General features: G+C 67.6%; 23 protein-coding genes. 9 read left to right on the forward strand and 14 right to left on the reverse strand.

Annotation, left to right across the window (positions count from 1 at the left end):
* Nucleotides 1-873, forward strand: a complete 873-nt coding sequence (accD, locus tag AC07Q9_RS24930) for an acetyl-CoA carboxylase, carboxyltransferase subunit beta (RefSeq protein WP_101493314.1) — start codon at nt 1-3, stop codon at nt 871-873.
* 86 nt (nt 874-959) lie between these two features.
* Here the strand turns inward: accD and AC07Q9_RS24935 are convergent, their stop codons facing one another.
* Nucleotides 960-1,520 (reverse strand): YggT family protein, encoded by a 561-nt coding sequence (locus AC07Q9_RS24935; protein WP_119556833.1) that lies wholly within the window; start codon nt 1,518-1,520, stop codon nt 960-962.
* A gap of 90 nt (nt 1,521-1,610) precedes the next feature.
* On the opposite strand from AC07Q9_RS24935, the gene AC07Q9_RS24940 reads away from it, so the two are divergent.
* The 5 genes from AC07Q9_RS24940 (at nt 1,611) to AC07Q9_RS24960 (ending at nt 8,941) form a co-directional block, all read left to right on the forward strand.
* A complete protein-coding gene (locus AC07Q9_RS24940; RefSeq protein WP_495312145.1) occupies nt 1,611-2,576 on the forward strand; it encodes a glycosyltransferase family 2 protein in 966 nt (321 codons plus the stop codon).
* 29 nt (nt 2,577-2,605) lie between these two features.
* Nucleotides 2,606-3,229, forward strand: a complete 624-nt coding sequence (locus AC07Q9_RS24945; RefSeq protein WP_495312146.1) for an LON peptidase substrate-binding domain-containing protein — start codon at nt 2,606-2,608, stop codon at nt 3,227-3,229.
* Nucleotides 3,230-3,246: 17 nt separating this feature from the next.
* Nucleotides 3,247-6,525, forward strand: a complete 3,279-nt coding sequence (locus AC07Q9_RS24950; RefSeq protein ID WP_495312147.1) for a glycosyltransferase — start codon at nt 3,247-3,249, stop codon at nt 6,523-6,525.
* A gap of 150 nt (nt 6,526-6,675) precedes the next feature.
* Nucleotides 6,676-8,214 (forward strand): lysine--tRNA ligase, encoded by a 1,539-nt coding sequence (lysS, locus tag AC07Q9_RS24955; protein WP_495312148.1) that lies wholly within the window; start codon nt 6,676-6,678, stop codon nt 8,212-8,214.
* 40 nt (nt 8,215-8,254) lie between these two features.
* Nucleotides 8,255-8,941, forward strand: coding sequence for a class I SAM-dependent methyltransferase (locus tag AC07Q9_RS24960; RefSeq protein ID WP_489057967.1), 687 nt, complete (start codon nt 8,255-8,257; stop codon nt 8,939-8,941).
* 15 nt (nt 8,942-8,956) lie between these two features.
* Here AC07Q9_RS24960 and AC07Q9_RS24965 read toward each other — a convergent pair whose 3' ends face one another.
* Complete coding sequence (locus AC07Q9_RS24965; RefSeq protein WP_495312149.1) at nt 8,957-10,291, reverse strand: galactosyl transferase GMA12/MNN10 family protein; 1,335 nt, start codon at nt 10,289-10,291, stop codon at nt 8,957-8,959.
* 94 nt (nt 10,292-10,385) lie between these two features.
* Between AC07Q9_RS24965 and AC07Q9_RS24970 the strand changes: the two genes are divergently transcribed.
* From AC07Q9_RS24970 to AC07Q9_RS24980, 3 genes are read left to right on the forward strand one after another with little or no spacing between them, the layout of a single operon-like run.
* Nucleotides 10,386-11,651 carry an Hsp70 family protein gene (locus AC07Q9_RS24970; protein WP_489057965.1) on the forward strand — a complete coding sequence of 422 codons (1,266 nt, stop codon included), beginning with the start codon at nt 10,386-10,388 and terminating at the stop codon, nt 11,649-11,651.
* A gap of 7 nt (nt 11,652-11,658) precedes the next feature.
* Complete coding sequence (locus AC07Q9_RS24975; RefSeq protein WP_495312150.1) at nt 11,659-12,186, forward strand: YgjP-like metallopeptidase domain-containing protein; 528 nt, start codon at nt 11,659-11,661, stop codon at nt 12,184-12,186.
* 23 nt (nt 12,187-12,209) lie between these two features.
* Nucleotides 12,210-14,105, forward strand: a complete 1,896-nt coding sequence (locus tag AC07Q9_RS24980; RefSeq protein WP_495312151.1) for a glycosyltransferase family A protein — start codon at nt 12,210-12,212, stop codon at nt 14,103-14,105.
* Here the strand turns inward: AC07Q9_RS24980 and nagZ are convergent.
* The 12 genes from nagZ to AC07Q9_RS25040 all read right to left on the reverse strand — a co-directional run bounded on the left by nagZ (nt 14,075) and on the right by AC07Q9_RS25040 (nt 26,168).
* On the reverse strand, nt 14,075-15,172 hold the full coding sequence (gene nagZ / locus AC07Q9_RS24985; RefSeq protein ID WP_495312152.1) for a beta-N-acetylhexosaminidase: 1,098 nt from the start codon (nt 15,170-15,172) through the stop codon (nt 14,075-14,077). The two genes, AC07Q9_RS24980 and nagZ, sit on opposite strands and share 31 nt — an antisense overlap.
* Before the next feature lie 44 nt (nt 15,173-15,216).
* Nucleotides 15,217-15,609, reverse strand: coding sequence for a holo-ACP synthase (acpS, locus tag AC07Q9_RS24990; RefSeq protein ID WP_489057961.1), 393 nt, complete (start codon nt 15,607-15,609; stop codon nt 15,217-15,219).
* Nucleotides 15,606-16,388 (reverse strand): pyridoxine 5'-phosphate synthase, encoded by a 783-nt coding sequence (locus tag AC07Q9_RS24995; RefSeq protein ID WP_495312153.1) that lies wholly within the window; start codon nt 16,386-16,388, stop codon nt 15,606-15,608. Before AC07Q9_RS24995 ends, acpS begins: the two co-directional genes overlap by 4 nt.
* A gap of 26 nt (nt 16,389-16,414) precedes the next feature.
* On the reverse strand, nt 16,415-17,290 hold the full coding sequence (locus tag AC07Q9_RS25000; protein ID WP_495312154.1) for a DUF7164 domain-containing protein: 876 nt from the start codon (nt 17,288-17,290) through the stop codon (nt 16,415-16,417).
* Nucleotides 17,291-17,334: 44 nt separating this feature from the next.
* Complete coding sequence (gene recO / locus AC07Q9_RS25005; RefSeq protein ID WP_495312155.1) at nt 17,335-18,108, reverse strand: DNA repair protein RecO; 774 nt, start codon at nt 18,106-18,108, stop codon at nt 17,335-17,337.
* 1 nt (nt 18,109) lies between these two features.
* Nucleotides 18,110-19,075, reverse strand: a complete 966-nt coding sequence (gene era / locus AC07Q9_RS25010) for a GTPase Era (protein WP_495301823.1) — start codon at nt 19,073-19,075, stop codon at nt 18,110-18,112.
* A gap of 7 nt (nt 19,076-19,082) precedes the next feature.
* Nucleotides 19,083-19,769: a ribonuclease III gene (gene rnc, locus AC07Q9_RS25015; RefSeq protein ID WP_489058338.1), complete on the reverse strand. Its 687-nt coding sequence runs from the start codon at nt 19,767-19,769 to the stop codon at nt 19,083-19,085.
* Between the two features lie 20 nt (nt 19,770-19,789).
* Complete coding sequence (locus AC07Q9_RS25020) at nt 19,790-20,161, reverse strand: DUF4845 domain-containing protein (protein ID WP_489057956.1); 372 nt, start codon at nt 20,159-20,161, stop codon at nt 19,790-19,792.
* 41 nt (nt 20,162-20,202) lie between these two features.
* Nucleotides 20,203-21,168, reverse strand: coding sequence for a signal peptidase I (lepB, locus tag AC07Q9_RS25025; RefSeq protein WP_159275634.1), 966 nt, complete (start codon nt 21,166-21,168; stop codon nt 20,203-20,205).
* 11 nt (nt 21,169-21,179) lie between these two features.
* Nucleotides 21,180-22,991 carry a translation elongation factor 4 gene (gene lepA / locus AC07Q9_RS25030; protein ID WP_489057954.1) on the reverse strand — a complete coding sequence of 604 codons (1,812 nt, stop codon included), beginning with the start codon at nt 22,989-22,991 and terminating at the stop codon, nt 21,180-21,182.
* A 522-nt stretch (nt 22,992-23,513) separates the two neighbouring features.
* Nucleotides 23,514-24,992 (reverse strand): DegQ family serine endoprotease, encoded by a 1,479-nt coding sequence (locus tag AC07Q9_RS25035; RefSeq protein ID WP_495312156.1) that lies wholly within the window; start codon nt 24,990-24,992, stop codon nt 23,514-23,516.
* A 108-nt stretch (nt 24,993-25,100) separates the two neighbouring features.
* Nucleotides 25,101-26,168 carry a MucB/RseB C-terminal domain-containing protein gene (locus AC07Q9_RS25040; protein WP_492681502.1) on the reverse strand — a complete coding sequence of 356 codons (1,068 nt, stop codon included), beginning with the start codon at nt 26,166-26,168 and terminating at the stop codon, nt 25,101-25,103.
* Between the last annotated feature and the right edge of the window lie 32 nt (nt 26,169-26,200).

Consider the following 26,200-nt stretch of genomic DNA (forward strand, 5'->3'; position numbering starts at 1 on the left):
ATGAGCTGGCTTGAAAAACTGCTACCCGCCAAGATCGCACAAACCGACCCGTCCGAGCGCCGCCAGGTGCCCGAGGGCCTGTGGATCAAATGCCCGGCCTGCGAGACCGTTCTGTACAAGACCGACCTCGAGCACAACCAGAACGTCTGCCCGAGCTGCAGCCACCACCACCGCATCGGCGCCCGCGCGCGCCTGGATGCCTTCCTGGACGCCGAAGGCCGCTACGAAGTCGGCCAGGAAGTGCTGCCGGTCGATGCCCTGAAGTTCAAGGACAGCCGCAAGTACCCCGAGCGCCTGAAAGAAGCGCTGGAGAACACCGGCGAGACCGACGCGCTGGTCGTGCTGGGCGGCTCTGTCCACAGCATCAGCGTGGTCGTGGCCTGCTTCGAGTTCGAGTTCATGGGCGGCTCCATGGGCAGCGTGGTCGGCGAGCGCTTCGTGCGCGGCGTCGAGACCGCCATCGAGCAGAAGGTGCCTTTCATCTGCTTCACCGCCACCGGTGGCGCGCGCATGCAGGAAGGCCTGCTTTCGCTGATGCAGATGGCCAAGACCAACGCCGCGCTCACGCGCCTGGCGAAGAAAGGCCTGCCCTACATCAGCGTGCTGACCGACCCGACCATGGGCGGCGTGAGCGCCGGTTTCGCCTTCGTGGGCGACGTGGTCATTGCCGAGCCCAAGGCGCTGATCGGCTTTGCCGGCCCGCGCGTGATCGAATCGACCGTGCGCGTGACCCTGCCCGAAGGCTTCCAGCGCGCCGAGTTCCTGCAGACCAAGGGCGCGATCGACTTCATCAGCGACCGCCGCGAACTGCGCAAGACCATCGCCAGCACGCTGGCCATGCTGCTGCGCCAGCCGGCCGACGCGGTGCTCTGACCTTCACCGTAGCTTAGGCTCCGGCCTGTACGCCCGCACGCCGAAAGGCGGTGCGGGCGTTTTGCTGTCTGGGGTACCCCGACGCGTCAGGCGCCGAGCCGGAACGCGAAGACCAGCAGGTTGCCCAGCACGATCGCCGCCACCTGCAGCACCACGATGGCGGCCAGCGGCGACAGGTCGACCCCGCCGATCAGCGGAATGAAGCGACGGAAGGGCCGCACCAGCGGCTCGGCCAGGCGCGAGATCAGGTCGAGCAGCATCGGCGAGGCGCCCGGAATCCACGACAGCACCGCGTACACCACCAGCAGCGCCGTCAGGCCCGACACCGCCAGCTGCAGCAGGCCGACCAGCGACACCAGCGGCAGCGCCGTGATCCGCGCCAGGCTGCCGGCCAGCAGCCACAGCACCAGGAACTTGAGCATCACCAGCAGCCAGGCCGCGATCAGGCTGGCGAGGTCCCAGCGCTTCACCGCGGGCACGATGCGCCGCAGCGGCAGCACGATCCAGTCGGTGATGGCGAACACGAAACGCCCCAGCGGATTGCCGAAGGGCACGCGGTGGTACTGCATGTACAGGCGCAGCAGGCAGGCGCCGCCGAGCAGGCCGACGATCACGTCGAGAAGAAACGAAGGTATCTGGTACAACATGTCGGATGGGCAGAGAGGTGCGCACGCGCGCGACTGCTCCGATTCTGGACCACAAGCCTCGCCCCCGGCCACACCGCCCTACGGAACCCCATGCCTTTGCTCAGCGTCGTTCTCCCCACCTTCAACAGCGGGGAGTTCCTCATCGAGACGCTGCAGTCGCTGCAGGCACAGACCTTCACCGACTTCGAACTGCTGGTCATGGACGACGCCAGCACCGACGGCACCTGGGAGCGCCTGGCCGCCTTCGACGACCCGCGCATCCGGCTGCACCGCAACGCCTGCAACCTCGGCCTGCCGACCAACATGAACATCGCGATGGCGATGGCCCGGGGCACCTACCTGGCGCGCGTCGACCACGACGACTGCGCCACGCCGGACCGCTTCGCCAAGCAGGTCGCGTTCCTGCAAGGCAACCCGTCGGTCACCGTCGTCGGCAGCCAGCTCGAGCACTTCCAGGACCAGGCCGGCGTCACCGGCCTGCCGCTGGACGACGCGACGATCAAGGCCCGCATGGTCGAAGGCTACGACTACCTCGCGAACCAGAGCACGACCGGGCGGCTGGACTTCTACCGCGCCCACGGGCTGCAGTTCGACCCCAACCTCTACGCCGTCGACGACCTCGGGTTCTGGGTCGACTGCATGCTGCACGGCGCGCGTTTCGCGAACCTGCCAGAGCCGCTGACGCGCTACCGCATCCACCCGGGCATGACCTCGCGCAGCTTGCCGCGCGACCGCCTTTACACCTCGAGGGACCGCATCTACCGACGCCTGCTGCCGCTGGTCTTCCCGCGCCTGCGGGGCCGCGAGTGCGAGCAGTTGCTGACGCTGTATCGCAGCCCCGACGACATGCCCCAGACCCTGGCCCACCTGGTCGACCTGCATCGCGCGGCACACAGTGCCTTGTCCGAGGTCGACACACGCTGGGGCCAGAGCGCCGCCGAGTGCCAGCAGTCGATCCTGAACCTGCTCAACCACGCGCGCCACGCCTTCCAGACGCAGGGGATACTGCAGCCCGAACACGCGACCGTCCTCAACCTGATCCTTCAACCCAGCTGACCGCGGCTTGTGACCCGGTCTTTTTCAACGTGCTCATTCCCCTTTTCCCGCTCGGTACGGTCCTGTTCCCCGACGGCCTGCTGCCGCTGCGCATCTTCGAGGTCCGCTACCTCGACATGATCGGCAAGTGCCGCAAGGCTGGCACCCCGTTCGGGGTGGTCAGCCTGACCAGCGGCACCGAGGTGCGCAAGGCCGGCGCCGAAGCCGAAAGCTTTGCCGCCGTCGGCACGCTCGCCGACATCCGCACGTTCGACGCGCCGCAAAGCGGCCTGCTGCAGATCGAATGCGTCGGCACACAGCGCTTTCGCGTGCGCAGCAGCGAGCTGCAGAAACACGGCCTGTGGGTCGCCGAGGTCGAAGCCGTTGCCGACGACGTCGCGCTCGACCTCCCCGACGACCTGCGCCACACCGCCACCGCGCTGCGCCGCCTCATCGACACCCTCGAAGAGCGCCGCCGCGCGCAAGGCGACGCGGTGCGCCTGCCGATCGGCGCGCCCTACCGCTTCGACGATTGCGGCTGGGTGGCCAACCGCTGGTGCGAGCTGGTGCCGATGCAGGTCGAGCTGAAGCAGCGCCTGATGGAACTCGACAGCCCGCTGATGCGCCTGGAACTGGTCAGCGACCTGCTGGCGCGCACCGGCATCACCGACTAGACCCGGCCCGCTGCGAGATGAGCCCGGCGCCGGTCCACTTCCATTCGATCCTGCTGCGCGCGGGCGCAGACGCCTTCGCGGACAACCACCGCGCCTACTGCGCCCGCTGGGGCTACGCGCACCGCCTGCACGCCATCGGCACGCCGCACAACAGCGCGCGCACGCTGCTGGTCTACAAGTACAGCGTGGTGAGCGCCGCGCTGGCCGATGCGCCCGACGGCACGCTGCTGGTCTTCGCGGACGACGACGCGGCCTTTCTCGCGCCGCTGCCGGCACCGGCCGTGATCGGCGATGCAGCGCACTGGATCGCCGAGAACGAGCACCACCACCGCCCCGAGGGCAGCTGCTTCATGCTGCGCGCCGGCCCTGAAGCCACGGCCCTGGTGAACGCCGTGCTCGACCGCCTGCGCATCGCGACCGAAGCGGACACCGACCGCTGGGCGCACCGCGAGCTCGAAGGCCTGGCGGCCCATCCGCACCACCAGCTCATCGACGGCCGGCACTACCCCAACCTGCTGTTCGCCCGCTTCGGCCACTACCTGCCGGAGGTCTCGGCCTTCGTGCTCTCGTTCAATCCTGCGGTCCACGTCGATGTGCAGGACCGGCGGGTGCGGGGCATCTTCGTGGACTACCTCAACACGGTGCTGGCGCGCGACGGCCGGCTCTACGACGACCTGCCGCCGCCCCCCACGGGCCAGCCGGACTACGCAGTGCGCAACGCCGGCCGCCCCGTTGCCTTGCTGACCAGCTACACGCCCAACATCGCCGGCTACGCCACGCTGTCGGAGCGCAACATCGCCGCCTACGCCGACCACCACGGCTACACCCACCACGTCTACCGTGACCTGCCCGCCAACCTGCGGGGCCGCGTGGCCGGCAACTGGATCAAGCCCCGGCTGCTGCTCAAGCACCTGGCCGAGCACGAACAGGTCGCCTGGGTCGATGCCGACATCCTCATCCACGACCGCACACGGCCGCTCGCGTCCCTGCTGCGCGGCCGGCCGGTGGCGCTGGCGCGCGACGTGTCGGGCTACGAGTTCAACAGCGGCTTCATGGTGTTCTCGAACACGCCGGCCTGCATCGCGTACCTGGAGCGTGTGCAGGCGCTGATCGACGAGGTCGCCGACAAGAGCGGCATCTACTTGTCCGGCGGCGACCAGGCATTCTTCGTCGCCGCCTGGCGCGAAGCAGGCGGCGAGGCGGCGATGCCGCTGTCGGATGGCGTGTCCTTCAACTCGCACCCCGCGCTGCAGGACAGCGACAGCTTCATGCTGCACTACATGGGGTACCCGGATCGCTTCCGGGCGGTGGTCATGGGTCATGACGCCCTGCGAATCGAACAGGGGGCCGGCCGGCCGCACGACACGAAGGCCCCGGCGGCGCTGCGGCCTGCGCGCCGCAAGCCGCGGCTGCACTTCACGCACCTGCACGGCATGGCGGACATCGACCAGTTCGACGACATCGTCGAGTCGTACCGGCTGGCGGCAGAAGCGCTCGGCTACGAAACCCGTTTTTCGCCGCACCAGGTCGACCCCGACCCCGATGCCGTGAATGTCGTGTTCTTTGCCTGGCAGGGCGATTGGCGGTGGTTCAAGGACATCCACTCGCGCTGCATCATCGTCAACTTCGAGCACCTGACGCCGGGCAATTTCTGCTTCACCGAGGGTTACAGGGCCACGCTGGGGGCGTACTACGTCTGGGAGTACAGCCTCGCCAACTTCCAGAAGAACATCGAGCTGGGCCTCACGGCGTGCGACCACGTGCCGCTCGCCTACCAGCGCGGTGCCGGTGCCGAGCCGGCCGCGGACGCCGTGCTGCCCGATGCCGAGCAGGACATCGACGTCGTCTTCTTCGGCGCCACCACCCCGCGCCGCGTGCAGGTGCTGGAAGCGCTGATCGCGCGGGGCGTTCGCGTGGTCCTGCCCATGCCGCAGCCGTGGCGCAATGCCGAGCGCGATGCCCACCTGCGACGGGCCAAGGTGGTGATCAACATGCACCAGCTGGACAACTCGCGCATTGTCGAGATTCCCCGGCTGACCGTGCTCCTGCGCAACCGCAAGGCGGTGATCTGCGAGCTCTACCCGGACAGCGACCTCGACCCGAGCCTGCGCGACGCAGTGGAAGGCGCCCCCTGGGAGGGCCTGGTCGATGCCACGCTTCGCCTGCTGGCCAACCCGGCGCGGCGGGCCGAGCTGGAGCGCATCGGGTACGAGCGCCTGACCGCCCGGGCGCAGACGCGCTGGCTCGGTCCGGCGCTGGACCGCTACTTCCAGTGGCAGGCGCAGCAGCCCGGCACCTGGAGCGAGGCGGCGCAGGCGCAGCGATTCCGGGTGGCGGTCGTGATCGCGGCGGAACACGCGCCAACCCAACCCCTGCCCGGCCTCGCGGCACAAGTGCAATGCGAGCTGGCGGTCATCCGGGTCACCTCCGCTGCGCATGCAGGCGAGATGGCGGCTCATCCCGACGACACGGTCATCCTGCTGCCGGGCCAGTTCAACCGGGCCAACGCCCGCGACGCCGCGGTCCGCCAGGCCGATGCCGACTACCTCGTGTTCTGGGACGAAGGCGACGCCGCCGCCCCCGACCGGCTTCACCGCCAGGCCGCCTTCCTGGCCGCGCACCCCGAGATCGACATCGTCGGCAGCTGGTTCGAGGAAGGCGAAGGCGAGACGCTGCAGATACACCGGGCACCCGAACTCGACCACGAAATCCGCGCCGAGTTTCTCGGCACCGACCGTATGCTGCGCGCACGCACCTGCATGTACCGGCGCGAATTCCTCGTGCGGCACCACTTGCGCCACGACGAAGCCTTCGACGGTGATCTCGAAGGGCAGTACTTCCTGCACCGCTGCGCCACGGCAGGCGCCCGCCTGGCCGCGATCGCAGCGCCGCTGTGCCGGCGCGACGTGCCGACACCGAGCGACGACGAGGCCCTCGCGGCCAGCGATGCCGCCGTTCGTTCGCAGCACGCCTTGCTGCGCGGGTACTTCCCCTCGCTCGCTGCGCACGCACACGAACAGCTGGCGCAGATGCGCGCCGCCTACTGGCCGCCCGATGCCGCGTTCGCCGTGTCCATGCTCACGCGGATGGCGCAGGTGGCCGCGCTGCCCTCGCTCTCCCCGGACCTGGAGCGCGCCACGCTGGCACGCGTACTCCGGCGCGAGGCCGTGCGGCTGATCCTTCGCTACCGCATAGCCGGACTGATCGACGCCGCCTGGCTGGCGCAGCGCATGGACACCCCGGAAGTCGCGCACTTCCTGGCCCCCGCGCGCGATCAACTCATCGGAAAAATCTGAACCACGCAAGGAGCGTCCTTGACTGAGATGCTCCTTTTTTCATAGCGCATTGCACAAGACCGACGGGCGCTCGCTGCAGCTTTTGCGCAAGACCTATCGGCTAAAATGCCAACCCCGCGCACGCTCCCGGTTGCGCCTCACCCGCCTCCCATGTCCGACCCACAGACCCCCCCCGTTTCCACGCCCGCCGTCGACGACAACCAGCTCATCGTCGAACGCCGCGAAAAGCTCAAGCTGCTGCGCACGGCGCAGACCGAAGGCAAGGGGGTCGCATTCCCGAATGACTTCAAACCCGGCCACCGCGCCGCGGCGCTGGTCGAGCAGCACGGCGGCACCGAGCCCGAGGCGCTCGAAGCGCAGGCCGTGGCCGTCAGCGTGGCCGGCCGCATGATGCTCAAGCGCGTGATGGGCAAGGCCAGCTTCGCGACCGTGCAGGACGCCACCGGCCGCATCCAGCTGTACGTGACGCGCGACGCCATCGGCGAAGAGGCGTACGCCGACTTCAAGCGCTGGGACCTCGGCGACATCCTCGGTGCCGAAGGCACACTGATGAAGACCAAGACCGGCGAGCTGTCGATCAAGGTCAGCCGCCTGCGCCTGCTCACCAAGAGCCTGCGCCCGCTGCCCGACAAGTTCCACGGCATGGCCGACCAGGAGCAGAAGTACCGCCAGCGCTATGTCGACCTGATCACCGACGAGTCGGCCCGCGTGCGCTTCACCGCGCGCAGCAAGGCCGTGAGCGCGCTGCGCGAATTCATGGTGTCGCACGACTTCCTCGAAGTCGAGACGCCCATGCTGCATCCCATTCCGGGCGGCGCCAACGCCAAGCCCTTCAAGACGCACCACAATGCGCTCGACCAGGAGATGTTCCTGCGCATCGCGCCCGAGCTGTACCTCAAGCGCCTGATCGTCGGCGGCTTCGAGCGCGTGTTCGAGATCAACCGGAGCTACCGCAACGAGGGCATCTCGGTGCGGCACAACCCCGAGTTCACGATGATGGAGTTCTACGCGGCCTACTGGAACTACCGCGACCTCATGGACTTCACCGAGACGCTGATCCGCACCATCGCCGACAAGGCCGTGGGCACGCAGCAGCTCACCTACGGCGGCAAGGCCGTCGACCTGACGCAGCCCTTCGAGCGCCTGACGATCCGCGAAGCGATCCTCAAGCACACCGATGCCGGTGATGGCGTGGACGACACCGTCTGGCTCATCAACGCCCTGCGCAAGCTCGGCCTGAGCGAAGAAAAAGACAAGCTCTCGCAGCGCAGCCTGGCCAGCCTGCAGGTGATGTACTTCGAGGAGACCGTCGAAGAGAAGCTTTGGCAGCCGACCTTCATCATGGAACACCCGACCGAGATCTCGCCACTGGCGCGCGCCAATGACGAGCGCCCCGAGGTCACCGAGCGCTTCGAGCTGTACATCACGGGCCGCGAATTCGGCAACGGTTTCAGCGAGCTGAATGACGCCGAAGACCAGGCCGCACGCTTCAACGCGCAGGTGGCCGCCAAGGACAGCGGCGACGACGAAGCCATGTTCTACGACCACGACTTCGTGCGCGCCCTCGAATACGGCATGCCACCCACCGGCGGCTGCGGCATCGGCATCGACCGCCTGATGATGCTGCTGACCGATTCGCCGAGCATCCGCGACGTGATCCTGTTCCCCGCGCTGCGCCGGGAAAGCTGACGACACCGCACCCCTTCACGCTCATCATCTTTCTGCACCCATGACCACCCAGGCGCCCGAAACTGTCTTCTCCGACATCTTCAAATCGAACGCCTGGGGCTCGGCAGAGAGCGTGTCCGGCGCGGGCTCCGAGCTCACGAACACCGCGCAGGTGATCCGGGAGCTGCCGCACCTGCTGCGCGAGCTGCAGGTGCACAGCCTGCTCGACGTGCCCTGCGGCGATTTCAATTGGATGCAGCACGTCGACCTGACGGGCATCGACTACCACGGCGCCGACATCGTCGATGCGCTGGTGGTGCGCAACACCGAGCGCTTCGCGCGGCCGGGACGCCATTTCAGCCGGCTGGACCTTCTGAGCGACGCCTTGCCGACCGTCGACCTCGTCCTGTGCCGCGACTGCCTGTTCCATTTTTCCCATGCCGATGCCTTCCGGGCCCTGCATGCGGTGGCGGCCAGCCGGTCGAAGTGGCTGCTGACCACCACCTTCACCTACCGCTCGCTGCCGCGCAACGCGGACATCCAGACGGGCGGCTGGACGCCGATCAACATGGAGATGGCGCCCTTCCATCTGCCGCCGCCCCGGCGCCTGATCGTCGAGGGCAACGTCACCGAATCCATCATCTACGCCACCGACGACGGCTCGCGCCAGTACCCGCAGAGCGATCGCAGCCTCGGCCTGTGGCTGGTGGACGACGTGCGCGACACGCTGCACAAGCTGGGCCGCTGAGCGCCCCGCTTCAGCTCAGCCCAGGCGCTTGGACCGCGCGTCCACGTCCGCCATGTACACCGACCGGTAAGGCTCCCCGAGCCCCACGAAGTGCGCCAGCAGGCTGTCGTCGCCCGCCAGGTGCGGCGGCGTGTTGATGCTCAGCAGGTCGGTAATGACCGCATCGCCGATCAGGCCGTGCTCGCCGAGCACCACGTTCGTGTAGTACTGGTCGCCCTGGCTGGCGTACACGGTCGACTTGTCGTCGACGCCGGTGATGCGCACCCACAGCTGCGTGAGCAGCGCGAGGTTGCCCTCGGTGTGGCGGAAGCCCATCACGCCCGAATTCACGTCCCACGCGCCGATGTCCTTCGCGAACAGCAGGTCGCGACCTTCGAGCAGCGGCTCGATGCGTTTCGCCTGGTTGACGAACAGCGTGTCGGCGTCGATCCACACCACCCACTGGTGCTGTGCGAGATGCCGCTTCACGAGCCAGCTCTTCACCCAGGCACCGCTGATCGACGGATCGAGTTCGTCCGGGATGCCGCGGTAGACGTGGTAGCCGTACCCGTGCCGCTCGCAGTAGCGCCGCACGTTGTGCTCCGACACGCGCGCGTAGTCGTTGATGTGGTGCGTGTAGAGCGTGACGAAGGCGATGGACGCCTGCGGGTTGACGCACGAATACGCCTCTTCAGAGATCGCCGGGTAGGCCGGCGGCGGCAGCACGGGCTCGCCGTCGATCAGCGCCGCGTTCACCCGGCGCACCAGCAGGCGCTGCAGGTTCTCGTCGTGCAGCAGCTCTTCCATCACGCGGCCTTCGGCATCCAGCTCCGGCAGGGCCGCCAGGTGCACCACGAAGATGCGGGCATGGAACCAGGTCGCGATGCGCCACGAGACGTTCACATAGCAGTCGCCGATGGGCCCGTTGCACGGCAGCAGGCCGGCCGGCTGCAGCAGCGCCGCCGCGTCGAGACGGGGCGTGACGCGCGCGACGACCTGGCTCGCCGCCCGGATGAGCGCATGCAACAACGCGCGGTTGGCCGCCGTGTTGCGCAGGATCATCAGGTTGCACAGCGGCAGGCCCTTGGGCCCGTCCACCACGAGCAGGTCGCGGCCTTCCAGGAGCGTTTCGACGGCCACCGGGTGGAACACCACCGAATCACCATCGAGAAAGAGCAGCCAGTCGCCCTCGTCGAGCCCGCGCAGGCGGCGCAGCATCTCGGCGTATTTCGCGCAGTCGCGCAGCGCGGGGTGCCCGGCGCGCTCGGTCTCCACCCAGGCATGGGGGTAGCCGAAACGTCGGCAGTAGTGGCTGTGGTTGCGCAGCACCGGCTCGTCGAGCCGGTCGAAGAAGGTCAGGCACAGCGGCATCGACGGCTTCCGGGTGGGGTGGTCATTGGGCCGCAGTCTATCGCGCGCTCCGGCCGACCCTCTACACTCTTGGGCCCTCCGATTTCCTGCTTGAATGAATCCCCTACGCACCCCGGCCATCGGCATCGATTTCGGCACTTCGAATTCCGCGGTCTCCTACGCCTCCCCCGGCGAGGCCGCGCGCCTGCTGCCCATCGAAGGCAGCGCCACCACCCTGCCGACCGCCCTTTTCTTCAACGCCGAGGACCGCAGCACGCACTTCGGCCGCGACGCCATCGCGCTGTACCTGTCCGGCGTCGAAGGCCGGCTCATGCGCTCGCTCAAGAGCCTGCTCGGCAGCCCGCTGATGCAGGAGAAGACCGCCGTCTACGACGGGCTGGTCAGCTTCGAGGACATCATCGCGCGCTTCCTGCACGAGCTGGTGACGCGCGCCGAACGCGAGCTGGGCCAGCGCCCCGAGCGCGTGGTCATCGGCCGCCCGGTGCACTTCGTCGATGACGACGCCAAGCGCGACCAGCGTGCCGAGGAAAGCATGCGCCACGCGGCGCGCGCCGCCGGCCTGCGCGACGTGTCCTTCCAGTACGAGCCCATTGCGGCGGCCTTCGACTACGAGCAGCGCGTCACGCGCGAGTCGCTGATCCTGATCGTGGACATCGGCGGCGGCACCTCCGACTTCACCGTGGTGCGCCTGGGTCCCGAGCGCATGGCGCGCGCCGACCGCGCTGACGACGTGCTGGCCACCAGCGGCGTGCACATCGGCGGCACCGACTTCGACCAGCGCCTGAACCTGGAGCGCGTGATGCCGCTGCTCGGGCTGCGCCACCTCGGCCCGAGCGGGCGCGAGGTGCCGAGCAAGGTGTTCTTCGAGCTGTCGTCCTGGCACCTGATCAACTGGCTCTACGCCCCCAAGGCGGTGCGCCAGGCGCGCGAGCTGCGCACCAGCTACAGCGACCGCCAGCTGCACGACCGCCTGATGACGGTGCTCGAGGAGCGCCACGGCCACCGCATCGCCAGCGAGGTCGAACAGGCCAAGATCAACGGCTCGGTCAGCGACGCCGAAGTGCAGATCGACCTGTCGTGCATCGAGGCGGGGCTGGTGTCGGCGCTGACGCCGGCCGACATGGCGCAGCAGCTTGCGGCACCGCTGGAGAACGTGGTGGCCTGCGCCCACGCCTGCGTGAAGCGCGCCGGCCTGCGCAGCGGCGACCTCGACGCCATCTACCTCACCGGCGGCTCGTCGGCCCTGCGCCCGTTCCAGCGGGCGCTGCGCGCGAGTTTCGCTGGCGTGCCGCTGATCGAAGGCGACCTGCTCGGCGGCGTGGCGGCCGGGCTCGCCTATTCGGCGCGCACGGCGGGGTGAGCCGCAGATGAAGTACCTGTCCGCGTACCCGCCCGCGCTGCTGGCGCAGGTGAGCGAGCTGATGGCCGCCGACAAGCTCGGCGCCCTGCTGCGCGGACGCTACGCCGGCCTGCACGACATCCGCACCGACCGCGCGCTGTACGACTACGCCTGCGAACTCAAGGGCGAGTACATGCGCAAGGCCGAGCCGCTGGCCAAGGCGGTGTTCGACAACAAGCTGCATGTGGTGCGCCATGCGCTGGGCACCCACACCACCATCGCGCGCGTGCAGGGCAGCAAGCTCAAGACCAAGCGCGAGATCCGCGTGGCCAGCCTGTTCAAGACCGTGCCGCTCGAATGGCTGCGCATGATCGTCGTGCACGAGCTGGCCCACACGCGCGAGAAGAACCACGACAAGCCCTTCTACGCGCTGTGCATGCACATGGAGCCCGAGTACCACCGCTTCGAGTTCGAGCTGCGGCTGTACCTGACGCACCTGGAGGCGGGCGGCGCGCCGCTGTGGCCCACGGTGGTGGGCGCGCCAGGTTCGGATTGACCTGACCCGCTACAGTCGTCGCCATGACCCTGCCACGGCTGCACTTCACGTCACTGTCCGAGGACGCGGTCTGCGGCGACATCGTGCGCACCTACCAGCTGGCGGCCGAGCGGCTGGGCTACCCGACGACGTACACGCCGCACAACATCGATCCGGGCGCGATCAACCTGCTGTTCTTCTTCTGGAACATCCCGTGGCAGCGCATCGCGGCATTCCACCCGAACTGCATCGTCGTGAACCTCGAGCCAATGATCGAGGGCACGCATGCCTGGAACGCCAACTACCTCGACCTGCTCCCGCGCTGCTACCTGTGGGAGTACAGCAAGACCAACTTCCAGCGTCACCGCGAGCTCGGCTACCAGAACGCCGACTGCGTGCCACTCGGCTGGGAGCCTGACGCGGCGCGCACCCTGCCGTGGTCCGAGGTGCTGCCCGAGGAAGCACGGGACATCGATGTCTGCTTCTTCGGCTCGCTCACGCAGCGGCGCATCGACATCATCGAAGCGCTGCAGGCGCGGGGCCTGCGCGTCGAGGTCACGAACGGCGGGTTCTGGTCGCTGGAGAAGCGCGAAGCGACCATGCGCCGCACCAAGGTCATGCTGAACCTGCACAACTGGGAGGACTCGCGCGTGGTCGAGACGCCGCGCCTGTCGACCTTGCTGCGCCACCGCAAGGCCGTGGTCTGCGAGCTCTATCCCGACAGCGAGGTCGACCCGGCCTTCCGCGATGCGGTGGTGGGCGTGCCCTACGACCAGCTGGTCGACACCGTCGTGACGCTGGTCGCCGATGCGCCGCGCCGCGCACGACTCGAACGCGAGGGGCTCGACAAGATCAACGCGGCCGTGGCGCCGCCGGACATCGGCCCCGCGCTCGAACGCTACTTCGCCTGGCGCGCCCAGCAGCCCGACCGCGTACCGCCCGTCGCAATGCCGCGCGTGACGGTCTGCCTGACGCCCGACGGCAGCCGCGACGACTGGCTGCAGGACTTGCGCGACTGGGCAGCGCAGGCCGACGTGGCGCTGGAGCTGGTCGTGGTCGCGGCAGGCCTTCCCGCAGCGGCCGAAAGCGAGGCACGCGCCATCGCCCCCGGCCTGCGGTGGATCGCGCTGCCCATGGCCTGCGACCGCCCCACCCTGCGCAACCTCGCGCTCGCGCAGGCCACCGGTGACCACGTGGTCTTCGCCGATGCGGGCGACCGCGCCCTGCCCGGCCGCCTGCAGCGGCAGGCCGCGCTGCTCGCCGCCTGCCCGGACCTGGACATCGTCGGCTGCTGGAGCGAGACGCCGGCCGGGCCAGTGAAGTACGCCCAGCGGCACGACGAGATCGTGGCCGAAGCCTTGGGCCCCGAGCCGCTGCGGCTGTCGGCCTGCCTGGTCCGCCGCGACTTCCTGGAACGCACCGGCGTGCGCCACGACCCCGAGTTCGCGACGGTGCACGACGACCTGCAGATGCTGTGCCGCTGCATCGTGGCCGGCGCGCGCTTCGCGGTCATTCCCGAGCTGCTGCATCGCGCGGCACCGGTCGCGCCGCCAGCCAACCTCGCGCATGCAGTCTCGCTCGCCATGCGCGCGCGGCGCGCGGTGCTGCGCCACCTGCTGCCGCGCAGCCGCGTGGAAGACATCGACCTGATCGCCCAGCTCTACGCCCATCTGTGGCCGCCGCAGCGCGACTTTGCCGAACAGCTGCTGCGCACCGTGGCGCAGGCCTGCACGGCGCTTGTGCCCGCCGGCACGCCGCGGATCGACGCTGAAATGCTGACGCGCGCGCTGCGCACCGAAACCCTGCGGCTGCTGCAGGTGTTCTTCCGTGCCGGCCTGGCCGACAAGCCCTGGCTGGAATCGCTGTTCGAGACGCCCGAGGTGGCCGCGTTGCTCGGCCCCGCGGCGAATCAACTGCCGGTGCGGCCCTTCCGCGACTGAGCGCCGGCCAGCAGGCGCTGCGCCTGCACGTAGCGCGTCGAGGCCGTGAGCGCCTGCCAGTCGAGCGCTTCATCGCTCGGCAGCAGCGACCGGCGCCGTGCTTCGCTGGCCGCATCGCCCTGCCAGCGACCGTCGGCCGCCGCGGCGGTGAAGCCGTCGAGCATCTCGTCCAGCGGCCGGCCTTCGCCGATGCTCTGGTTGCACAGCAGCGCCAGGTCGCAACCCGCCGCGAGCGCCGCCAGTACGGCATCGGTGTAGCTCAGCAACTGGCCGTCGATGTAGCGCCCGGCCTCCATGCTCAGGTCGTCGCTGAACACGGCGCCGTCGAACGCGAAGCGCTGGCGCAGGATGTCCTTCAGCCATTTTTCGGAGAAACCCGCCGGCCGCTTGTCGACCTTCGGGTAGATCACGTGCGCCGGCATCACGGCTGCGAGCGTGCCGCCCAGCCAGTCGTAGGGCCGTGCGTCGTCGGCCAGGATGGCCTTCAGGCTGCGCCGGTCGACCGGGATCTCGACGTGCGAATCGGCCTGCACGAAGCCATGCCCCGGAAAGTGCTTGCCGCAGTTGCGCATGCCCATCTGCAGCATGCCGTGCATCACGCTCTTGGCGAGCAGTGCGACCACGCGCGGGTCGCGGTGGAAGCTGCGGTCGCCGATCACGCTGCTGCCACCGTAGTCCAGGTCGAGCACCGGCGCGAAGCTGAAGTCGACACCGCAGGCGCGCAGCTCGCCGGCCAGCACCTGCCCCGCGGCGGTGGCGACCTGCGTGGCGCGCAGGGCGTCGTGCATCCACAGTTCGCCCAGGCTGCGCATCGAGGGCAGTCGCGTGAAGCCGTCGGTGCGAAAGCGCTGCACGCGGCCGCCTTCGTGGTCGACACAGATCAGCAGGTCGGGCCGGATCGCCTTGATCTCGGCGTTGAGCGCAGTCATCTGCGCGCGGTCCTGCCAGTTGCGGGTGAAGTGGATCACGCCACCCACATGCGGGTTCGCGAGGCGCCGGCGGTCGGCGGCGGTGAGTTCGGTGCCGGCCACATCGATGAGGAGCGGCGCGTGGTTCAGTTCGGTCATGTCTGTCGGTCAGTCGATCGGTCGGCGTGGCGCCGGAGCTTCGTTCAGGCCTTTTCCACCACCACGAAGCTGGCGGCGTACTCGGTTTCGTCGGTGACGGTCACGTGCGCCGTCAGGCCCTGCGCCTCGAACCAGTCTTTCAGCTCGCCGTGCAGCACGATCACGGGCTTGCCGCTGCGCAAGTTGGCGATCTCACACAGGCGCCAGCTCATCGGCATGCGCATGCCCAGGCCGATGGCCTTGCTGAAGGCTTCCTTGGCGGAAAAGCGCGTGGCGAGGTAGCTCAGGCCGCGCTTGGGCCAGCGTGCAGCGCGGGCCTGCCAGACGGCGAACTCGGCGTCGCTCAGCACCCGGCGAGCGAAGCGCTCGCCCTGGCGCTCGAAGGTGGCCGCGATGCGGCGCACGTCGCAGATGTCGGTCCCGATGCCGTAGATCATGCGGCGTCGGCGATGCAGCGCAGGTAGTCGCGCGTGGTCGCGGCGTACCCGAGTTCGAGCGCATCGGCGACGAAGGCATGGCCGATCGACACCTCGTGCACGCCGCGCACCGCGCGCAGGAACGGCGTGAGGTTGTCGCGGCTCAGGTCGTGGCCGGCGTTGACACCCAGGCCCGCCGCATGGGCGGCCTGCGCCGCGGCCACGTAGCGCGCGAGCACGGCGGCTTCCTGCGGCGTGCCGCGCGAGGCGGCGTAGCCTTCGGTGTAGAGCTCGACACGGTCTGCGCCCACGGCCTTGACGGCGGCCATCATCTCGGGGATCGGGTCCATGAACAGGCTCACACGCACGCCCAGCGCCTTGGCTTCGGCGATCAGCGGGCGCAGGCGCTCGGCGTCTTCGGGGAAGCTCCAGCCGTGGTCGCTGGTCGACTGCGTTTCGCTGTCGGGCACGAAGGTGGCCTGGTGCGGCTTCAGGTCGCGCACGAAGTCCATCAGGTTGTGGAAGGGGTTGCCTTCGATGTTGAACTCGATGGCCGGCCAGTCGCGCGCCAATAGTTCCGACAGGTCGCTCACGTCGTGCCCACGGATGTGGCGCGCGTCGGGACGCGGGTGCACGGTGATGCCTTGCGCGCCCGCCGCCAGGCAGGCCTGGGCGGCGCCCACCACGCTCGGGATGCCGAGGTGGCGCGTGTTGCGCACCAGGGCGACCTTGTTGAGGTTGACCGACAGGGCCGTGGTGGCACGAGGGAGGGAGGAGGAGGTGCCGGAGGTATCGCTCATGGACGCAATCGCTTTCTTCTCTTCGTTCATGCGCCGCCCGCGCCGGCCCGGAGGTCGTCGGTGGGGGTGACGGCAAGCCAGTGACAGTAGCCGCCGAGCGTCGTCCTGTCGATGTCGCCGGGCGCCATGTGGTCGTAGGCGCCGGCACGGAAATGGTGCTTGGACCAGTACTGGTCGGTGTGCCAGCCGTGGATGTGCAGCACGTCGCCGCCCAGCCTGCGGTCGGTGTACGGCAGGTGGTCGAGCAGGCCCAGCGAGCAGCGCTGGGGGTAGGTGCGCCGCAGCGCCAGCTCGCCGGCGTACATGGTGAGCACGTTCTTGCACCAGCCGGGCCACTCGCCCTGGAAGTCGCGAAACTCTTCGTCGAGCAGCTTGTGGCAGTAGTCCAGCTGGGCCTGCACGAAGTTGCCCACGAACTCGGTCGGCCCGAGCACCGACGCGCCCACGTTGTGCAGCCCCGAATGCGGAAAGCCCCAGCGCGCGCTGCATTCGGACAGCTTGCGGCGCACCTCTTCCTGGTACGCATAAGCGCCGAAGCCGAAGCACAGGCCGGTCGGCTCGAAGCTGGCCAGCGCCGGCGTGACGAAGGTGTCGCAGTCGGTCTTGAGGATCGCGTCGTAGTTGCGGCACACGGCGAGCACCGCCGGGTCGCACAGGTTCGCGATCGAATTGATGTAGCCGTAACCCGCCCACTCGGCGTGCTGGTCGGCGTAGGGCAGGCCCGGAATCACGACGATGCGGTCGTCGGTGGGCAACTGGGCGATGACGTTCGGGTGGCACACGGCGATCAGCTCGCCGCCGCGCGCGAAGACGCCGGAGACGATCATGCTCCGGTACAGCCAGTGGAACTCGTCGACGATTTCTTTCTTGTCGTCGACGTAGACGAGGACACCCAGACGCATGGCTTCGGTTCTCAGGTTGGCGTTTCGATCGATCGTGCGCCGGGCTAGAGCGCTTGCAGGTCTCTCATCATCTGCCGCGTGCGCAGCGTGGTCACGCCGCAATGGTAGTTGAGCAAGGCCCGCAGCTGGTTGCGCAGGGCACTGTTGCTGCCGGCGTTCATCGTCGCGACCTCGCGCAGGGTGGCGGTGAACGGGGTGCGGTCGTCGAGCACGCTCTGCAGCGCCCGCCAGTCGGCACCGGCCAACGCAGCCTCGTCCTTGGCCGCCTGGCGCAGGCCGGCTTCGGGCACGAGGGTGTAGCGCGTGCGGGCCGCCAGCGGCTCCAGGGTGAGCGTCTGCGCGTCGAGCGAGGGCAGCAGGCCGACCGAGCGCAACAGCAGCAGCTCGAAGGCGCGCAGCGCGGCGGCCTGCGTCGCGGCCTGGGCGCCCGCATGGTCGCCGGCCAGCACCTGCACCACGCCGGCGTAGGCGTCGAACAGCGCCTCGTGCGCGTCGTCGCGCGCCAGCAGGCGCAGCAGCAGTTCGTTGACGTAGTAGCCTGAAAGCAGCGCCTCGCCGGTCGGCATGACGTGGCCGCCCATCCACTCGGCGCCTTTCAGCGTGCGGATCTCGGCGTCGCCGCCGTAGTTGAGCTGCAGCGGCTGCAGCGGCAGCAGCACGGGGCGGAAATTGGAACTCGGCCGCTTCGCCCCCTTGGCCACGAGCGCGATGCGCCCGTGGTGGCGGGTGAAGACCTCGAGGATCAGGCTCGACTCGCTCCAGTCGTAGCGATGGAGCACGTAAGCCGGTTCATGCGAAACGCGATGAGCGGCGGCCACTTCATTCGTAGCCGAACGAACGGACGCGGGCTTCGTCGTCGGCCCAACCGGAGCGCACCTTCACCCACAGCTCGAGGAACACCTTGGCGTCGGCCAGCTTCTCGAGCTCGACGCGGGTTTCCATGCCGATGCGCTTGATGCGCTCGCCCTTGTCGCCGATCACCATGGCCTTGTGGCCGTCGCGCTCGACCACGATGGTGGCGGCAATGCGCAGCAGGCGCTTCTGGCCCTTTTTCTGGGGCGGCTCTTCCTCGAACTTGTCGATGATGACGGTCGAGGTGTAGGGCAGCTCGTCGCCCGTGAGGCGGAAGAGCTTTTCGCGCACCAGCTCGCCGGCGAGGAATTTCTCGCTGCGGTCGGTGAGTTCGTCTTCGTCGTAGAACCAGGGCTGTTCGGGCAGGTACTTCTCGCAGATGCCGAACAGGCGCTCGACGTCCTTCGCGTTCTTGGCCGACATCGGCACGAATTCGGCGAAGCTGTGCTTGGCCTGCATCGTCTGCAGCCAGGGCGCGATGTCGCCGCGGCGATGCACGTTGTCCAGCTTGTTGGCCAGTAGCACGGTCGGGATGCCCTTGCCGAGCAGCTTGAGCACGCGCTCGTCGGCTGGCGTGAAGCTGCCGGCCTCGACCACGAACAGGATCAGGTCCACATCGCCGACCGCGCCCTGCACGGTCTTGTTGAGCGACTTGTTCAGCGCGTTGGCATGCAGGGTCTGGAAACCCGGCGTGTCGACGAACACGAACTGCGTGGCACCCAGCGTGCGCATGCCGGTGATGCGGTGGCGCGTGGTCTGCGCCTTGCGCGAGGTGATGCTGATCTTCTGGCCGACCAGCGCATTGAGCAGCGTCGACTTGCCCACATTGGGCTTGCCGACGATGGCGATCAGGCCGCAGTGCTGCGGCCCGGTGGCAGGCGTGTCGCCTGCGGTGTCTTCGGGTCCCGCTTCGGGATGGGTCACATCGTTCATTCTGATTTCACGCGGCGCCGCGTGCCTTGAGCCGGATCAACATGGCGGCCGCGGCAGCTTGCTCGCCGGCGCGGCGCGAGCCGCCGATGCCGCGCTCGCGAAGGCCCAGCTCGGGCACCTCGCACTCGACATCGAAGGTCTGCTTGTGCGCTGCACCCAGCGTCGCTGCCACGCGGTACACCGGCAGCTTCATTTTGTGGCCCTGCAGCCATTCCTGCAATTCGGTCTTCGGATCTTTCGCGGCGGCTTCCATGCGCGGATTGATCTCGACCGCCTCGTAGAGCCGGTGCACCAGCGCCTGCGCGGCGGCAAAGCCGGCGTCGAGGTAGACCGCGCCGATCAGCGCTTCGAGCGCGTCGGCCAGGATGGAGGGCCGGTTCGGGCCGCCCGAGCGGGCTTCGCCCTCGCCCAGGCGCAACAGCGGCGACAACGCCAGCCCCAGCGCGAGCTGGTGCAGCGTGTCCTGCTTGACCAGGTTGGCCCGCACGCGCGACAGGTCGCCCTCGGGCAACGCCGAGAGACGGATGTACAGCAGATGCGAAACGGCCAGATTCAGCACCGAGTCGCCGAGAAACTCGAGGCGCTCGTTGTGATCGGCCGAGAAACTGCGGTGCGTGAGCGCGAGCTGGAGCAGCCGCGGGTCCGAAAACGTGTGCTGAAGGCGCGCCTGCAGCGCGACGAGGCTGCCGTCCACCTTCTTGTTCGACACCGCGGTCAGCGGGACGCGCCCTTGTATTTGAGCGTCAGGTAGGCCGGCCCGAACAGGGGAATCTCGCGTTCGTACGCATACGACACGACGACCTTGTCGCCCACCTTCTTGATCTCGAGGTCCCGGCCGCTGACCGACTTGAAGTCGTCGATGGCCTGGGCGCGGTCGAAGATCGCGCGGATCTCGGGCACCGTGGCGCCTTCCTTGGCCTTGTTGGCGGCCTTGTCGATGGCCTGCCACTCGATCAGCGTCGGAATGACCTGCGCGATGACGACGCCCGCGCAGCCCAGCACCGCCGCGACGAACACCAGGCCGATGAACGAGATGCCGCGCTGGTGCGCGGCACTGCCACGGACGGACCGACTGTTGGTTCTCATGCCCTCTTACCCCTCGAACAGTAACGTTGACTGTTGATTAATTATTGAAACGGACCGATGCGACCGAGATCGCCGAAGTTCATCCAGACAAAGAAGGCCCTGCCCACGATGTTCTTGTCCGGCACGAACCCCCAGAAACGGGAATCGGCCGAATTATCGCGGTTGTCGCCCATCATGAAGTAGTTGCCTTCGGGCACCTTGCACACCACGCCCTCGACCGAGTAGCGGCAGTTCTCGCGGAACGGGAAGTCGCTGGCCCCTGGCACGAAGGCGGGGGCGTTCTCGTCGTTGAGGATCTTGTGCTGCTTGCCGCCGAGGTCTTCGTCGAACTGCTTCAGGATGCGCATCGACTCGCCATCGAGGTAGTCGGCGATCGGGGCCTTGCCCACCGGCTGGCCGTTGATCGTGAGCTTCTTGTTCAGGTAGGCCACCTCGTCGCCCGGAATGCCGACCACGCGCTTGATGTAGTCCATGCTGGGCTTGGGCGGGTAGCGGAACACCACCACGTCGCCACGCGCCAGCGGCGTGCCGTCGGTGATCTTGGTGTTGATGACCGGCAGGCGCAGGCCGTAGGTGAACTTGTTCACCAGGATGAGGTCGCCGGTCAGCAGCGTGGGCATCATCGAGCCCGAGGGAATCTTGAAGGGCTCGTACAGGAACGAGCGCAGCAGGAACACCACCAGGATCACGGGGAACAGGCCCGCGGTCCAGTCGAGCCACCAGGGCTGCATCAGCAGGCGCTCGCTGGCCTTGGCGTCGGTGGTGTCGACCTGGGTGATGCCCTGCCCCGCCAGCCGCGTGTTGCGTTCGGCGATGGAGCTCTCGAGCGTGGCGGCGGCGCGTTCGCGCTGCGGCAGGAAGTAGAAGCGCTCGGCCAGCCAGTAGACCCCGGTGACCACCGTGGCCACGAACAGCAGCAGCGCGAAGTTGCCTTCGAGCGCGCCGAAATACCAGGCGCCGACGTAGCTGGCGAACGCCGCGAGAACCAGGGTGGTGAGGTATGCCATGTTCGTGGTGATCAGTCTTCGACTTGCAGAATCGCGAGGAAGGCCTCTTGCGGGACTTCGACGGAGCCGATCTGCTTCATTCTTTTCTTGCCCGCCTTCTGCTTCTCGAGCAGCTTCTTCTTGCGGGAGATGTCGCCGCCGTAGCACTTGGCGAGCACGTTCTTGCGAAGCGCCTTGATTGTCTCACGCGCAATGATCGTGACCCCGATGGCCGCCTGGATCGCCACGTCGTACATCTGGCGCGAAATGATCTCGCGCATCTTCGACACCACGGCCCGGCCGCGGTACTGCGACTGGCTGCGGTGCACGATGATCGACAGCGCATCGACCTTGTCGCCGTTGAGCAGGATGTCGACCTTCACCACGTCGGAGGCGCGGTACTCCTTGAACTCGTAGTCCATGGAGGCGTAGCCGCGGCTCACCGACTTCAGCTTGTCGAAGAAGTCGAGCACGATTTCGCCCAGCGGCATCTCGTAGGTCAGCATGACCTGACGGCCGTGGTAGGCCATGTTCAGCTGCACGCCGCGCTTCTGGTTGGCCAGCGTCATGACGGAGCCGACGTATTCCTGCGGCATGTACAGGTGCACGGTGACGATGGGCTCGCGGATCTCCGCCATCTTGCCGACGTCGGGCATCTTGGACGGGTTCTCGACCATGATCACTTCGCCGTCGTTGCGCACCACTTGGTAGACCACGCTCGGCGCGGTCGTGATCAGGTCCTGGTCGAACTCGCGCTCCAGGCGCTCCTGCACGATCTCCATGTGCAGCAGGCCGAGGAAGCCGCAACGGAAGCCGAAACCCAGCGCCTGGCTCACTTCGGGTTCGTAGCGCAGCGAGGAATCGTTGAGCTTGAGCTTCTCGAGCGCGTCGCGCAGCGAGTCGTACTCGCTGGCTTCGGTCGGGTACAGGCCCGCGAACACCTGCGGCTGGATTTCCTTGAAGCCGGGCAGCGCCTCGGTGGCCGTGGCGGCAGCACCGCCGGTGCCGGGCCGGATCAACGTGACCGTGTCGCCGACCTTGGCCGCCTGCAGCTCCTTGATGCCCGCAATGATGTAGCCCACCTCGCCGGCTTCGAGCGACGCGCGCGCTTCGTTGGCGGGCGTGAAGACGCCGATGCTGTCGGCGTTGTACATCGCGCCCGACGCCATCATCTTGATGCGCTCGCCCTTCACGAGGCGGCCGTCGACCACACGCACCAGCATGACCACGCCGACGTAGGCGTCGAACCAGCTGTCGATGATCATCGCGCGCAGCGGACCGTCGGGGTTGCCGCGCGGCGCGGGCATGCGCGCGACGATGGTCTCGAGAATCTCGTCGATGCCGACGCCGGTTTTTGCGGAGCACGGAATCGCGTCGGTCGCGTCGATGCCGATCACGTCTTCGATTTCGGTGCGCGCGTTGTCGAGGTCTGCGTTCGGCAGATCGATCTTGTTGAGCACCGGGATCACTTCGACGCCGAGGTCGAGCGCGGTGTAGCAGTTGGCCACCGTCTGCGCTTCGACGCCTTGCGATGCATCGACGACGAGCAATGCGCCTTCGCATGCCGACAGCGAGCGGCTCACTTCGTACGAGAAGTCGACGTGGCCCGGTGTGTCGATCAGATTGAGGTTGTAGACCTGTCCATCGCGTGCCTTGTAGTGCAGCGCGGCGGTCTGCGCCTTGATGGTTATCCCACGCTCTTTTTCGATGTCCATCGAGTCGAGCACCTGCGCTTCCATCTCGCGTTCAGCGAGACCGCCGCAACGCTGGATCAAACGGTCTGCGAGTGTCGACTTGCCATGGTCGATGTGCGCAATGATCGAAAAATTTCTGATGTGATTCATCAACGGGAACGCTTAAGTACTTGAATTGGCTCGGGCGCCGAGGGGCGAGGCCAAGAAAAAAGGGCGCGTCTTCTGGAGACGCGCCCTGAACCAACAAGCAATGGCAACTGCAGTAGTTGGAACTTCATTGTAGGCAAAAAGGGAAGCACGTACATCCGGGAACAGGGTCCAAAGGGCTCGTTGCAGGTCCACAACATCAAAGATACAAACAGGTTATCCACAGGACGGGTGGAGCACTCACTGAACAACTTGTGGGCGATCTGTGGAGCACCGGTGGACGGCTGTCTGACATCTCGCATCGTGAAGGCCATCGCCCTCTTTATGCGCTGACTGGCCGCCAGGAGCTGTCTATTCTACCGAAATTCGTCCTTAGGCCTTTTATAAGTTAGTGATTGCAAACAAATCTTGGCGTTTTCAAGGCCCCGGATTTTTTTAGGGGCCGGCGCCGAAGCGTCGTAAACACCTCGAAAAAATGGCCCCAAACCCGACTGCCGGGTGGGGCCACTTGACGCCGGCGCCGTATCAGCGTGCGGGTCGGATCAGGGCGTACTGCGCCCAGTCGCCCCGGCGATAGAGCACGCTCAGCGGCTTGCCCTTGTCCGCCTTGGCGACCGCTGCTTCGAATTCGCGGGCATTCGCCACCTCGAGATTGCCCACGGCCATGATGATGTCGCCCTCGCGCAGGCCGGCCCGCGCGGCAGCATCGTTGGCGGCATCGACCTTCACGCCGCCCTTCAGCTTGAGCTCTTTCTTCTGCGCATCGGTGAGGTCGCTGACCCCGAGGCCCAGCGACTTCAGGGCTGCGGAGGCAGACGGCTTCGCGGCCGGCTCGTCACGATCGCTCGCGCGCTTGGCCGGCTTGTCGGGCTCGATCTCGGCGATGGTCACGCTGAGGTCGCGCGCGCTGCCGCGGCGGAACACGGTGAGCGTGCTCTTGGTGCCCGGCTTGGTGTTGCCCACGAGGCGCGGCAGGTCGCTCGGCTTCTCGATCGCCTTGCCGTCGAACTTGGTGATGACGTCGCCCGGCTCCACGCCGGCCTTCTCGCCCGGTGAACCGGCTTCGACGCCGCGCACCAGCGCACCCTGCGCCTTGCTCAGGCCGATGGCTTCGGCCACGTCCTTGGTGACCTGGTCGATCTGCACGCCGATGCGGCCGCGCGACACGCGCCCCGAGGAGCGCAGCTGGTCGCTCACGCGGATGGCTTCGTCGATCGGGATCGAGAACGAGATGCCCATGAAGCCGCCCGAGCGCGAATAGATCTGGCTGTTGATGCCCACCACTTCGCCGCGCATGTTGATCAGCGGCCCGCCCGAGTTGCCGGGGTTGATGGCCACGTCGGTCTGGATGAACGGCAGGTACTCGCCGGTGTCGCGCTGCTTGGCGCTCACGATGCCGGCCGTGACGGTGTTCTCGAGGCCGAAAGGCGAACCGATCGCCATCACCCACTCGCCGACGCGCAGCTTGGAGATGTCACCCACCTTCACCGCGGGCAGGCCCGTGGCTTCGATCTTCACCACGGCCACGTCGGTGCGCTTGTCGGCACCGATGATCTTGGCCTTGAACTCGCGCTTGTCGGGCAGCGTGACCAGCACCTCGGAGGCGTCTTCCACCACGTGTGCATTGGTCATGACGTAGCCGTCGCCCGTCAGGATGAAGCCCGAGCCCACGCCGCGCGGGCGCTCTTCTTCCTGCTGCGGACGGTTCGGGCGCGGCCCTTGACGCGGGGTGCCCGGCGCCGGCTGACCGAAGAAGCGACGGAAGAACTCCTGCATCTCCTCGTCCATCTCGCCGTTGCCGCCGCCACGTTGCGCAACCTTCTCGACGGTGCGAATGTTGACCACGGACGGACCGACCTGATCGACCAGGTCGGTGAAGTCGGGCAGCGTGCGCGTCTGCGCATGCACCGACTCGACCGGCAGGAAAGTGGCACCGGCCGTCAGCGCCAGCGCAAAGGCCAGCAGACCGGAACGAAGCTTGTGTCCCTCGACTTTGAACATCATCGGTTGTCTTTCAAAAAGAACAGAGCTGCAAATAACGACAGAGGCTATGAGTACGCGACGCCGGCTTGGTTCAGCATGAGCGCCTGCATGGCGTCAGCCCATCGCCCGTCAGCGCGTGCGCGCAAGGCTCTGGGCAAAGGCATTGAGCGTCTGCTGCGGCACCTCGCCGACCGCCGTCAACCACCAGTCGCTGGCCGGTGCGGGCAGTCGCCGGCGGATCGCGTTGGTGGCGCCGATGGTCAGCACGCCGTCGCCCGGCGTGCGCGTGGGATCGTAGCGTTCGATGAAGAGCGAGACCGTCGCGAGGCCGTCGGAGAAGGTCCACTGCACCGTGGTCGCTTCGGGCTTGGGCGGCTTGCCATCGCTGCCGGGCAACGCGGGGCGGCGGAAGAAGCTTCGGGGCTTGAATCCGGCCACGGGTGTGCGCAGCATCCAGCCTTCGTCCTGCGCAGTGCTGCGCTCGAGTTCGAGCTTCTCGATGCGGTAGCCGTTCGTGTTGGCCATCATCTGCGCCAGCGCCTGCGCCTTCACGGGCGCATCGAGCTGCAGCTCGGAGAACGCCGACTGCTCGACCACGCGAGTGTCGCTGTCGACGGTCTGGAGCTTCACCACGAGGCCGGAGCGTCGCTCGCTCCAGATGCGGTAGCCGAAGCGCAGGCCGTCACGCGGCACCAGCTGCACCACGTCGGTATCGAAGCCCGCGACGCGGTCCTTGCCGATCGCGCGCACGTCGTAGTAGTCACCCACCGACGAATCGGGCTTGTCGGGCAGATTGGGGAAGAGGTCGAGGTTCTCGCGCTTCTCCACCTTCACGACCTTCGCCTCGGGCAGGAAGGTCATCACGTTGCGGTTGCGCCGGAAGGTCGAGCGCGGTGGGCCCGACAGCGCTTCGATGCGCTCCAGCTGGTGATCGCCGTCGCGCACATGCCAGATGCGCGCGCTCGACAGGTCGCCGCCCGGAGCCGACACCACGAAGGTGCCCACGTAGCTGCGCTGCCGTGCACCTGCGTGCATGCGCTGCAGCCATTCGGTCACACCCATGGCCGGCGGCTCGTCGGTCTGCGCCGAGGGCACGCTCTTCGTGTTCGCCGCACCGTAGCGGGTCTGCGCGGTGGCCATCTGCCCCAGGCAAAGAACAGCAAACGCGAGCACCAGCGTGCGTGCGGAAATCGGCATGTGAACAACGGTCATTGCAGGCGGCGACGGGC

It is taken from the genome of Variovorax sp. GW821-FHT09A10 (assembly GCF_059418385.1).

Bases quoted from the DNA above. Each gene is read 5' to 3' on its own strand.
- accD (WP_101493314.1), top strand. From the start codon at position 1: ATGAGCTGGCTTGAAAAACTGCTACCCGCCAAGATCGCACAAACCGAC.
- AC07Q9_RS24935 (WP_119556833.1), bottom strand. From the start codon at position 1,520: ATGTTGTACCAGATACCTTCGTTTCTTCTCGACGTGATCGTCGGCCTG.
- AC07Q9_RS24940 (WP_495312145.1), top strand. From the start codon at position 1,611: ATGCCTTTGCTCAGCGTCGTTCTCCCCACCTTCAACAGCGGGGAGTTC.
- AC07Q9_RS24950 (WP_495312147.1), top strand. From the start codon at position 3,247: ATGAGCCCGGCGCCGGTCCACTTCCATTCGATCCTGCTGCGCGCGGGC.
- lysS (WP_495312148.1), top strand. From the start codon at position 6,676: ATGTCCGACCCACAGACCCCCCCCGTTTCCACGCCCGCCGTCGACGAC.
- AC07Q9_RS24960 (WP_489057967.1), top strand. From the start codon at position 8,255: ATGACCACCCAGGCGCCCGAAACTGTCTTCTCCGACATCTTCAAATCG.
- AC07Q9_RS24965 (WP_495312149.1), bottom strand. From the start codon at position 10,291: ATGCCGCTGTGCCTGACCTTCTTCGACCGGCTCGACGAGCCGGTGCTG.
- AC07Q9_RS24970 (WP_489057965.1), top strand. From the start codon at position 10,386: ATGAATCCCCTACGCACCCCGGCCATCGGCATCGATTTCGGCACTTCG.
- AC07Q9_RS24975 (WP_495312150.1), top strand. From the start codon at position 11,659: ATGAAGTACCTGTCCGCGTACCCGCCCGCGCTGCTGGCGCAGGTGAGC.
- AC07Q9_RS24980 (WP_495312151.1), top strand. From the start codon at position 12,210: ATGACCCTGCCACGGCTGCACTTCACGTCACTGTCCGAGGACGCGGTC.
- nagZ (WP_495312152.1), bottom strand. From the start codon at position 15,172: ATGACCGAACTGAACCACGCGCCGCTCCTCATCGATGTGGCCGGCACC.
- acpS (WP_489057961.1), bottom strand. From the start codon at position 15,609: ATGATCTACGGCATCGGGACCGACATCTGCGACGTGCGCCGCATCGCG.
- AC07Q9_RS24995 (WP_495312153.1), bottom strand. From the start codon at position 16,388: ATGAGCGATACCTCCGGCACCTCCTCCTCCCTCCCTCGTGCCACCACG.
- AC07Q9_RS25000 (WP_495312154.1), bottom strand. From the start codon at position 17,290: ATGCGTCTGGGTGTCCTCGTCTACGTCGACGACAAGAAAGAAATCGTC.
- era (WP_495301823.1), bottom strand. From the start codon at position 19,075: ATGAACGATGTGACCCATCCCGAAGCGGGACCCGAAGACACCGCAGGC.
- AC07Q9_RS25020 (WP_489057956.1), bottom strand. From the start codon at position 20,161: ATGAGAACCAACAGTCGGTCCGTCCGTGGCAGTGCCGCGCACCAGCGC.
- lepB (WP_159275634.1), bottom strand. From the start codon at position 21,168: ATGGCATACCTCACCACCCTGGTTCTCGCGGCGTTCGCCAGCTACGTC.
- lepA (WP_489057954.1), bottom strand. From the start codon at position 22,991: ATGAATCACATCAGAAATTTTTCGATCATTGCGCACATCGACCATGGC.
- AC07Q9_RS25035 (WP_495312156.1), bottom strand. From the start codon at position 24,992: ATGATGTTCAAAGTCGAGGGACACAAGCTTCGTTCCGGTCTGCTGGCC.
- AC07Q9_RS25040 (WP_492681502.1), bottom strand. From the start codon at position 26,168: ATGCCGATTTCCGCACGCACGCTGGTGCTCGCGTTTGCTGTTCTTTGC.